The organism is Flavobacterium sp. UBA6195, assembly GCF_002422095.1.
GTDB lineage: Bacteria > Bacteroidota > Bacteroidia > Flavobacteriales > Flavobacteriaceae > Flavobacterium.
Genome location: NZ_DITB01000089.1, coordinates 1 through 8,024, shown reverse-complemented (window position 1 = coordinate 8,024; position 8,024 = coordinate 1). Strand labels below are relative to the sequence as shown.

Genomic DNA, 8,024 nt, shown 5'->3' with positions numbered 1-8,024 from the left:
CCATTGGCATTGGGAATTGTCCACCCGACATTTGACGCATTTTTGCAGCGTTATTAATAATTTGGTCAATTCCTACTAATGAAAAGTTGAATGTCATGAACTCTACAATTGGACGATTTCCATTCATAGCAGAACCTACAGCGATTCCTGCAAATCCTAATTCCGCAATAGGAGCATCAATTACACGTTTTGGTCCAAATTCATCAAGCATTCCTTTTGAAGCTTTATAGGCTCCATTATATTCTGCAACTTCTTCCCCAATTAAATAAATCGATTCATCGCGACGCATTTCTTCGCTCATCGCTTCACATACTGCTTCTCTAAATTGTATCGTTCTCATGAAATTAATTTCTTTGAATTATGATTGGCAAAAGTATGAAAAATTAAATTATTCTAATTCCTTATTAAAAAAAATGGTTGTACTTTCTACTAAAACGTTTTAGAGTTAAAAAAAATTAATCATTGATTAAAAATCAAACCATTAATTAAACTATTTTTAAAAAAATCATAATTTATATAAGAATAACATATTTATTATGCATGCATAGTTTTATTTTAGAAATTATTTTGTATTTTTGGGACTGAAATATTCACTAACAAAATATATAAATAATGAAAATATTAGTTTGCATCAGTCACGTACCTGATACTACTTCAAAGATTAATTTTGTCAATGGTGACAGTGAATTTGACACAAATGGTGTTCAATTTGTAATTAATCCTAATGATGAATTTGGTTTAACAAGAGCCATTTGGTTCAAAGAGCAACAAGGAGCAAATGTAACAGTTGTAAACGTTGGTGGTGCTGACGCTGAGGCAACTTTAAGAAAAGCATTAGCTATTGGAGCTGACGAAGCAATTCGTATTAACGCTAATCCAACAGACGGAATGTTTGTTGCAAAACAATTAGCAGAAGTAGTAAAAAACGGAGGTTACGATTTAATTATCGCAGGAAAAGAATCATTAGATTATAATGGAGGAATGGTTCCTGGAATGATGGCAGCTATGTTAGGTTACAATTTCGTGAACGCTTGTGTTGGAATTGATGTAAATGGAAACGAAGCTAAAGTAACAAGAGAAATTGACGGTGGAAAAGAAATCGTTTCTGCAGGTTTACCATTAATTATTGGTGGTCAAAAAGGTTTAGTAGAAGAAAAAGATTTACGTATTCCAAACATGAGAGGTATCATGATGGCAAGAACTAAAGCTTTAACTTTAGTAGAACCAACAGGAGACGCTTCTGCAACCAAAGCAGTGAAATTTGAAAAACCAGCTGCTAAATCAGCAGTAAAATTAGTAAGTGCTGATAATTTGGATGAATTAATTAACTTATTACATAACGAAGCAAAAGTAATTTAAGATTTTTGAACACAGATTTATGATTACAGAAAACTTCATAAATCAAAAATCAAAAATCGTTAATCTTAAATCATAAAAATCATGTCGATATTAATATATGCTGAATCAGCAGAAGGAAAAATTAAAAAAGTAGCTTTAGAATTAGCTTCATACGCAAAAAAAGTAGCTACTTCTATGGGAACAACAGTTACAGCAGTAACTATTAACAACTCTGACAACAGCGCTTTAGCTGCTTATGGAGTAGACAAAGTATTAAACGTTTCTAACGATAAATTAAACAACTTTAGTGCAAAAGCTTATGCTGATGTAATTGCTCAAGCGGCTAAAAAAGAAGGAACTCAAATCGTTTTAGTTTCTTCATCAACAGACAGTTTATATTTAGCTCCACTTGTAGCGGTAGCTTTAGAAGCAGGTTACGCTTCAAATGTGGTAGCTTTACCTGTTAGTACTTCACCTTTCCAAGTGAAAAGAACTGCTTTCTCAAACAAAGCTTTCAATATTACTGAGATTTCAACTCCAGTAAAAGTTTTAGGAATTGCTAAAAACTCTTTCGGATTAGTCGAAGATGCAGTTGCAATGACAGAAGAAGCATTCGCACCATCATTAAACGATGCTGATTTCGGAATCAAAGTTGAAAACGTAGAAAAAGTAACTGGAAAAGTAACTATTGCAGACGCTGAAATCGTGGTTTCTGCAGGTCGTGGAATGAAAGGTCCAGAGAATTGGGGAATGATTGAAGAATTAGCTTCAGTTTTAGGTGCTGCAACAGCATGTTCTAAACCAGTATCTGATATTGGATGGAGACCTCACAGCGAGCACGTAGGACAAACTGGAAAACCAGTAGCTTCTAACTTATATATTGCAGTGGGAATTTCTGGAGCAATCCAACATATTGCAGGTATCAACTCATCAAAAGTAAAAGTAGTGATTAACACAGATCCAGAAGCGCCTTTCTTTAAAGTTGCTGATTACGGAGTTGTAGGTGATGCTTTCACTGTAGTGCCTCAATTAATTGAAAAATTAAAAGCATTTAAAGCGAGCAACTCATAATAAATTAGTTGTTTAAAAATATATTATATTAAAATTAGAGTTATCTTTGTTTAGATAGCTCTTTTTTTTATTTTTGGGGCAAATGGCTAACCGTTTTTCTGTTAGCCATTTTCTGACTTTGTGATTATTGCAAAAATCCGAATCAGCATATCAAAAAAATTACAATTAACACATTAAAATGAGTTTAGTAAAATTAACCATAAAAGGTATTTCGTACAGCCAAACGCAAAACGGAGCGTATGCCTTAATCTTAAATGAAGTGGATGGTGAGCGAAAACTTCCAATTGTTATCGGAGCTTTTGAAGCGCAGTCGATTGCTATTGCTTTAGAAAAAGAAATAAAACCTCCAAGACCACTTACACACGATTTATTCAAAAACTTTGCAGACCGATTTGACATCGTAGTAAAGCAAGTGATTATTCATAAATTAGTAGATGGTGTTTTCTATTCAAGCATTATTTGCGAAAGAGACAAAATCGAAGAAATAATCGATGCGCGTACTTCGGACGCTATTGCATTGGCTTTACGTTTTAATGCTCCTATTTTTACTTACAAAAACATTTTAGACAAAGCCGGAATTTATTTAAGCATCAATCCGTCTGAAACTACAAATGAAAACCAAGATAACGACACTATTTTAACCCCAACAGACACTTACGAAGAGGATGTAGTGGTTCCAGCAGATAACTATTCTGGTTATTCCCTAAAAGAATTGTATCAAAAATTAGACGAAGCGGTGCAAAACGAAGACTACGAAAGAGCCGCAAAAATTAGAGACGAAATTTCAAAAAAAGAATCATAAACCCTAAAACTATTTATGTATAAATATATTTTTTATGTATTGGCTTTATTTTTAAGCTTTACAACTTCAGCTCAAGAAATTGAAAAAAAATGGCAACTTTCTTCTTCAAATAAAGATTATTTAGAATTAAAAGGAGGAAGCTACGAACTTCACATTTCGTCAGACAGCTTAAAACAAAAAGGAGATTATTTAGTTCAAGATAATTTTATTTTCTTATTCGAAAATGGATCTGATTCTCCAACAAAACGTTTCGTAATTGAAACCAAAACCGACTCTACACTTACCTTAAAAAACAGAGGAAAAGCATATTCATTTTTTGCTTCAAACAAAGCTACTAAAGCCGAAGTAATCAATGGCGAAATCAAACCAAACGAAGGTTTTTCACTAAACAGTTTACTTAGAGGAATTTTAGGAATGGTAGCGTTATTAGGAATCGCTTATATCTTCAGTTCAAACAGAAAAGCTATCAATTGGAAAACCATTGGAATTGGACTTGCATTACAACTTATTCTTGCTGTAGGAGTTCTTAAAATTGGATTTGTAAAAGCTACTTTTGAATTTGTAGGTACATTATTTGTAAAAGTTTTAGATTTTACGAGAGCTGGTAGTGAATTTTTATTAGGTGGCATGATGAATGTTGATAATTTTGGATTCATTTTCTTATTTCAAGTATTACCAACGATTATTTTCTTTTCAGCATTGACATCATTATTATTCTATCTTGGAGTTATTCAGATTGTAGTAAAGGGAATGGCAACAGTTTTAACTAAATTAATGAACATTTCAGGTCCTGAAGGTTTATCAACAGCAGGAAATATTTTCTTAGGTCAAACCGAAGCTCCTTTAATGATTAAAGCCTATTTAGAGAAAATGAACCAAAGTGAAGTGTTCTTAGTAATGACCGGCGGAATGGCAACCGTTGCTGGAGGAGTTTTAGCAGCTTATATAAGTTTCCTAGGTGGAAACGACCCTGCATTAAGACTAGAATTCGCAAAACACTTACTTGCTGCCTCTGTAATGGCGGCACCTGGCGCGATTATCATTTCAAAAATATTATGTCCTCAAACAGAAGTTGTAAACACAGATATTGAAGTTACCAAAGAAAAAATTGGTTCTAATATCTTAGATGCTATTGCTACTGGTACTACAGAAGGATTAAAATTAGCAGCAAACGTAGCCGCAATGTTATTAGTTTTTATTGCTTTCATCGCGATGATTAATTACACTTTTGGAAAAATTGGACTTTGGACAGGTTTAAATGATGTTATTGCAGCAAACACACCTTACAAATCATTCTCATTAGAAACTATTTTAGGAATCATCTTTTCACCCTTAATGTGGTTAATTGGAATTGCTAAAGAAGACATGATGTTAATGGGACAATTATTAGGAATCAAGTTAGCCGCATCAGAATTTGTTGGTTATATCCAATTAGCAGAATTGAAAAATGTGGCAAACGAAGTACATTTCACTTTCAACAAATCTGTAATTATGGCAACCTATATGTTATGTGGATTTGCAAACTTTGCTTCTATCGGAATTCAAATTGGTGGAATTGGTTCATTAGCACCAAACCAAAGAAAAACATTATCTGAACTTGGATTAAAAGCAGTATTAGGCGGAAGTTTGGCTTCATTACTATCAGCAACTATTGCTGGAATGATTATTGGGTAATTTGTAACTTCTAACTTCTAACTTTTGACTTAAACATGAAACAATATCACGATTTAGTAAAACACGTATTAGCAAACGGTAACCAAAAAGGCGACCGTACCGGAACTGGAACCTTAAGTGTGTTTGGGTACCAAATGCGTTTTGATTTAAGCGAAGGTTTTCCAATGGTAACCACTAAGAAACTCCACCTAAAATCAATTATTTACGAATTGTTGTGGTTTTTAAAAGGCGATACGAATATCAAATATTTACAAGAAAACGGTGTGAAAATTTGGGACGAATGGGCAGATGAAAATGGCGATTTAGGTCCGGTTTACGGACACCAATGGCGCAATTGGAACAGCGAAGAAATCGATCAAATTACCGAATTAATCGAAACACTAAAAACCAATCCAAACAGTAGAAGAATGTTGGTTTCCGCTTGGAATCCTAGTGTTTTACCAGATACTTCTGTTTCGTTTGCAGAAAATGTTGCCAATGGAAAAGCTGCTTTGCCTCCATGTCATGCTTTTTTTCAGTTTTATGTTGCCGATGGGAAATTAAGTTGCCAGTTGTACCAACGCAGTGCTGATATTTTCTTAGGTGTTCCGTTTAATATTGCGTCTTATGCTTTGTTTACGATGATGATTGCACAAGTTTGCGATTTACAAGTGGGCGAATTCATCCACACTTTTGGTGATGCGCACATTTACAACAACCATATCGAGCAACTACAATTGCAATTATCGCGCGAGTGCCGACCTTTACCAACGATGAAATTAAACCCAGAAATTAAAAATATTTTCGATTTCAAGTTTGAGGATTTTACGTTAGAAGGTTACGACCCGCATCCGCATATTAAAGGTGTTGTGGCGGTTTAAAATTTAAGTTATGAAAAAAATCTATTTCTCAATTTTTATTTTTGTTCTATCAAATACTATTTGGTCTCAAGAAAATAAAATAAATTCTGAAAAAACTAAAACGGAAGAAAAAACTATTGTTACAATAACTGAGGAAGACCCAATATTTCCAGGTTGCGAAGATGTTAATCCAAAAGAAAGGAAGAATTGTTTTAGCCAAAAAATGAGTGAGCATATCAAAAAAAATTTCAAATATCCTAAAGAAGCAAAAAAGAATAGAATCACTGGTAAAGTAATCGCATCATTCATAATTAATAAAGAGGGTGAAATTCAAAACATTACTACTAGAGGTCCAGAAAATGGCAAATTATTAGAAGATGAAGCGAGGAGAATAATTAGTTTATTGCCAAAAATGAAACCTGGCACCCAAAGAGGAGAACCAGTAAATGTAAGATATTCTATTCCACTTAATTTCAACCTGTAGTAAAATATGCTCACCATAATCGCAGCGGCATCCGAAAACAATGCTTTAGGAAAAGACAATCAATTGGTTTGGCATTTGCCAGATGACTTTAAGCGTTTTAAAGCCATTACTTCTGGTCATTATATTGTGATGGGAAGAAAAACCTTTGAAAGTTTTCCAAAACCGTTACCCAATAGAACGCATATCATCATTACACGACAAAAAGATTATGAAGCTCCAGAAGGTTGTTTGCTAGCAAGCAGTCTTCAAAAAGCGATTGATTTATGTCCGAAAAATGAAGAAGTTTTCATCATTGGCGGAGGCGAAATCTACAAACAATCTATCGAAATCGCTGATAAAATCGATTTAACTAGGGTGCATACCACTATTGAAGCCGATACTTTTTTTCCTGAAATCGATACAGACAAATGGGAATTAATCTTCGAAGAATTTCACCCAAAAGACGAAAAGCACGATTATGATTTTACTTTTTTAACGTACGTTAGAAAATAGTTTTTTAGAACGCGGATAACGCAGATTTGACAGATTTCAACGGATTTTTTAATTTTCTTAAATCAGTGTTTCTAAAAATAGGCTCTTAAATCAAAATTGACATTGAATTTGAATTTTGAAGTTGCTATTGAAATTGAATTTTGCCCTTGTATTTGATTTTTTATCAGTACTTTTGTGTTCCAAAAAATTGCAAAATGTCAAAAAATATTACGCCATATCAAGATTCTAACTTAGGGAAAAAAGAACAAGTTGCTCAAATGTTTGATACCATTTCTGAAAATTATGATGGGTTAAACCGAGTTATTTCTTTTGGAACCGATGCCAAGTGGAAAAAGAAAATCTTAAAAATGATTGCGGCAAAACAACCGAAAACCATTTTAGATATTGCTACTGGAACAGGTGATTTAGCGATTTTATTTGCCAATACTTCGGCTACTGAAATTATTGGCTTAGATATTTCGCAAGGCATGCTAGACATTGGAAAGAAAAAAATTGCGGCTCAAAACTTGGATTCTAGAATTCAAATGGTTTTAGGTGATGGCGAGAATATTCCGTATCCTGATAATTATTTTGACGCGATTACGGTTGCTTATGGTGTACGTAATTTTGAAAATTTGGAAAAAGGCTTAACCGATATTTTAAGAACATTAAAACCCGGTGGGCAATTGATTATTTTAGAAACTTCGGTTCCTACACAATTCCCTTTTAAACAAGGGTATTATGTGTATACCAATTTCATCATGCCAACTATTGGAAAATTATTTTCAAAAGATAAAAAAGCGTACCAATATTTATCTACTTCGGCACAAAATTTCCCTTTTGGAGAAGTGTTAAACAATATTTTGAGAAAAATGGGGTTTATAGACGTGAAGCATCTCCCTCAAATATTTGGAGTTGCCACTATTTATCAAGCATCTAAAAAATAATATGAAGAAGTTTTTATTTTTATTACTTTTTTCACCCCTACTTTTTGCTCAGGAGGGCATGTTTAGTAAAGATCCAATTATCAACAAGGAAAACTGGAACAAACAACGCGTTCATTGGGGGTATTATCTTGGATTTAATAGTCTTGATTTTAAATTTGATTATTTATCAGTAACTGAAGATATTGAAGTTGAAACAACTACTGGATTTAATGTAGGACTTATAGGAAATTTAAGACTTACAGAATATCTGGATTTTCGCTTTGAACCAGGTCTTTATATTACTCAAAGAAACTTAACCTACCCAAATATTGTGGATGTAGGCGATCGTTTACGTGAAGTCAAATCTACTTATATATTTTTCCCTCTTTTACTAAAATATTCTGCATTACGTACAGGAA

At 33.3% G+C, this 8,024-nt stretch carries 9 protein-coding genes and 1 pseudogene; 9 read left to right on the top strand and 1 reads right to left on the bottom strand.

The window, feature by feature from the left end:
- Nucleotides 1-340: pseudogene (locus B4I81_RS08005) on the bottom strand (alpha-ketoacid dehydrogenase subunit beta); the annotation flags it as partial.
- Nucleotides 341-612: 272 nt separating this feature from the next.
- Between B4I81_RS08005 and B4I81_RS08000 the strand changes: the two are divergent.
- The 9 genes from B4I81_RS08000 to B4I81_RS07960 form a co-directional block, all read left to right on the top strand.
- Complete coding sequence (locus B4I81_RS08000; protein WP_231842365.1) at nt 613-1,359, top strand: electron transfer flavoprotein subunit beta/FixA family protein; 747 nt, start codon at nt 613-615, stop codon at nt 1,357-1,359.
- Nucleotides 1,360-1,440: 81 nt separating this feature from the next.
- Nucleotides 1,441-2,409 (top strand): electron transfer flavoprotein subunit alpha/FixB family protein, encoded by a 969-nt coding sequence (locus tag B4I81_RS07995; RefSeq protein WP_291109456.1) that lies wholly within the window; start codon nt 1,441-1,443, stop codon nt 2,407-2,409.
- Between the two features lie 178 nt (nt 2,410-2,587).
- Entirely contained in the window at nt 2,588-3,211 is a 624-nt protein-coding gene (locus B4I81_RS07990; protein ID WP_291109455.1) for a bifunctional nuclease family protein, read from the top strand.
- Between the two features lie 15 nt (nt 3,212-3,226).
- A complete protein-coding gene (locus tag B4I81_RS07985; RefSeq protein ID WP_291109453.1) occupies nt 3,227-4,885 on the top strand; it encodes a NupC/NupG family nucleoside CNT transporter in 1,659 nt (552 codons plus the stop codon).
- A 35-nt stretch (nt 4,886-4,920) separates the two neighbouring features.
- On the top strand, nt 4,921-5,745 hold the full coding sequence (locus B4I81_RS07980) for a thymidylate synthase (RefSeq protein ID WP_073582194.1): 825 nt from the start codon (nt 4,921-4,923) through the stop codon (nt 5,743-5,745).
- 10 nt (nt 5,746-5,755) lie between these two features.
- Nucleotides 5,756-6,208 (top strand): energy transducer TonB, encoded by a 453-nt coding sequence (locus B4I81_RS07975; protein WP_291109450.1) that lies wholly within the window; start codon nt 5,756-5,758, stop codon nt 6,206-6,208.
- A 6-nt stretch (nt 6,209-6,214) separates the two neighbouring features.
- Nucleotides 6,215-6,700: a dihydrofolate reductase gene (locus tag B4I81_RS07970; protein WP_291109448.1), complete on the top strand. Its 486-nt coding sequence runs from the start codon at nt 6,215-6,217 to the stop codon at nt 6,698-6,700.
- A gap of 194 nt (nt 6,701-6,894) precedes the next feature.
- On the top strand, nt 6,895-7,626 hold the full coding sequence (gene ubiE / locus B4I81_RS07965; protein ID WP_291109446.1) for a bifunctional demethylmenaquinone methyltransferase/2-methoxy-6-polyprenyl-1,4-benzoquinol methylase UbiE: 732 nt from the start codon (nt 6,895-6,897) through the stop codon (nt 7,624-7,626).
- Between the two features lies 1 nt (nt 7,627).
- A partial coding sequence (locus B4I81_RS07960) for an outer membrane beta-barrel protein (RefSeq protein ID WP_291109444.1) occupies nt 7,628-8,024 on the top strand: 397 nt, incomplete at its 3' end.

Excerpts from the sequence above, each read along its gene's own strand:
- B4I81_RS08000 (WP_231842365.1), top strand. The coding sequence starts at position 613 with ATGAAAATATTAGTTTGCATCAGTCACGTACCTGATACTACTTCAAAG.
- B4I81_RS07995 (WP_291109456.1), top strand. The coding sequence starts at position 1,441 with ATGTCGATATTAATATATGCTGAATCAGCAGAAGGAAAAATTAAAAAA.
- B4I81_RS07990 (WP_291109455.1), top strand. The coding sequence starts at position 2,588 with ATGAGTTTAGTAAAATTAACCATAAAAGGTATTTCGTACAGCCAAACG.
- B4I81_RS07985 (WP_291109453.1), top strand. The coding sequence starts at position 3,227 with ATGTATAAATATATTTTTTATGTATTGGCTTTATTTTTAAGCTTTACA.
- B4I81_RS07980 (WP_073582194.1), top strand. The coding sequence starts at position 4,921 with ATGAAACAATATCACGATTTAGTAAAACACGTATTAGCAAACGGTAAC.
- B4I81_RS07975 (WP_291109450.1), top strand. The coding sequence starts at position 5,756 with ATGAAAAAAATCTATTTCTCAATTTTTATTTTTGTTCTATCAAATACT.
- B4I81_RS07970 (WP_291109448.1), top strand. The coding sequence starts at position 6,215 with ATGCTCACCATAATCGCAGCGGCATCCGAAAACAATGCTTTAGGAAAA.
- ubiE (WP_291109446.1), top strand. The coding sequence starts at position 6,895 with ATGTCAAAAAATATTACGCCATATCAAGATTCTAACTTAGGGAAAAAA.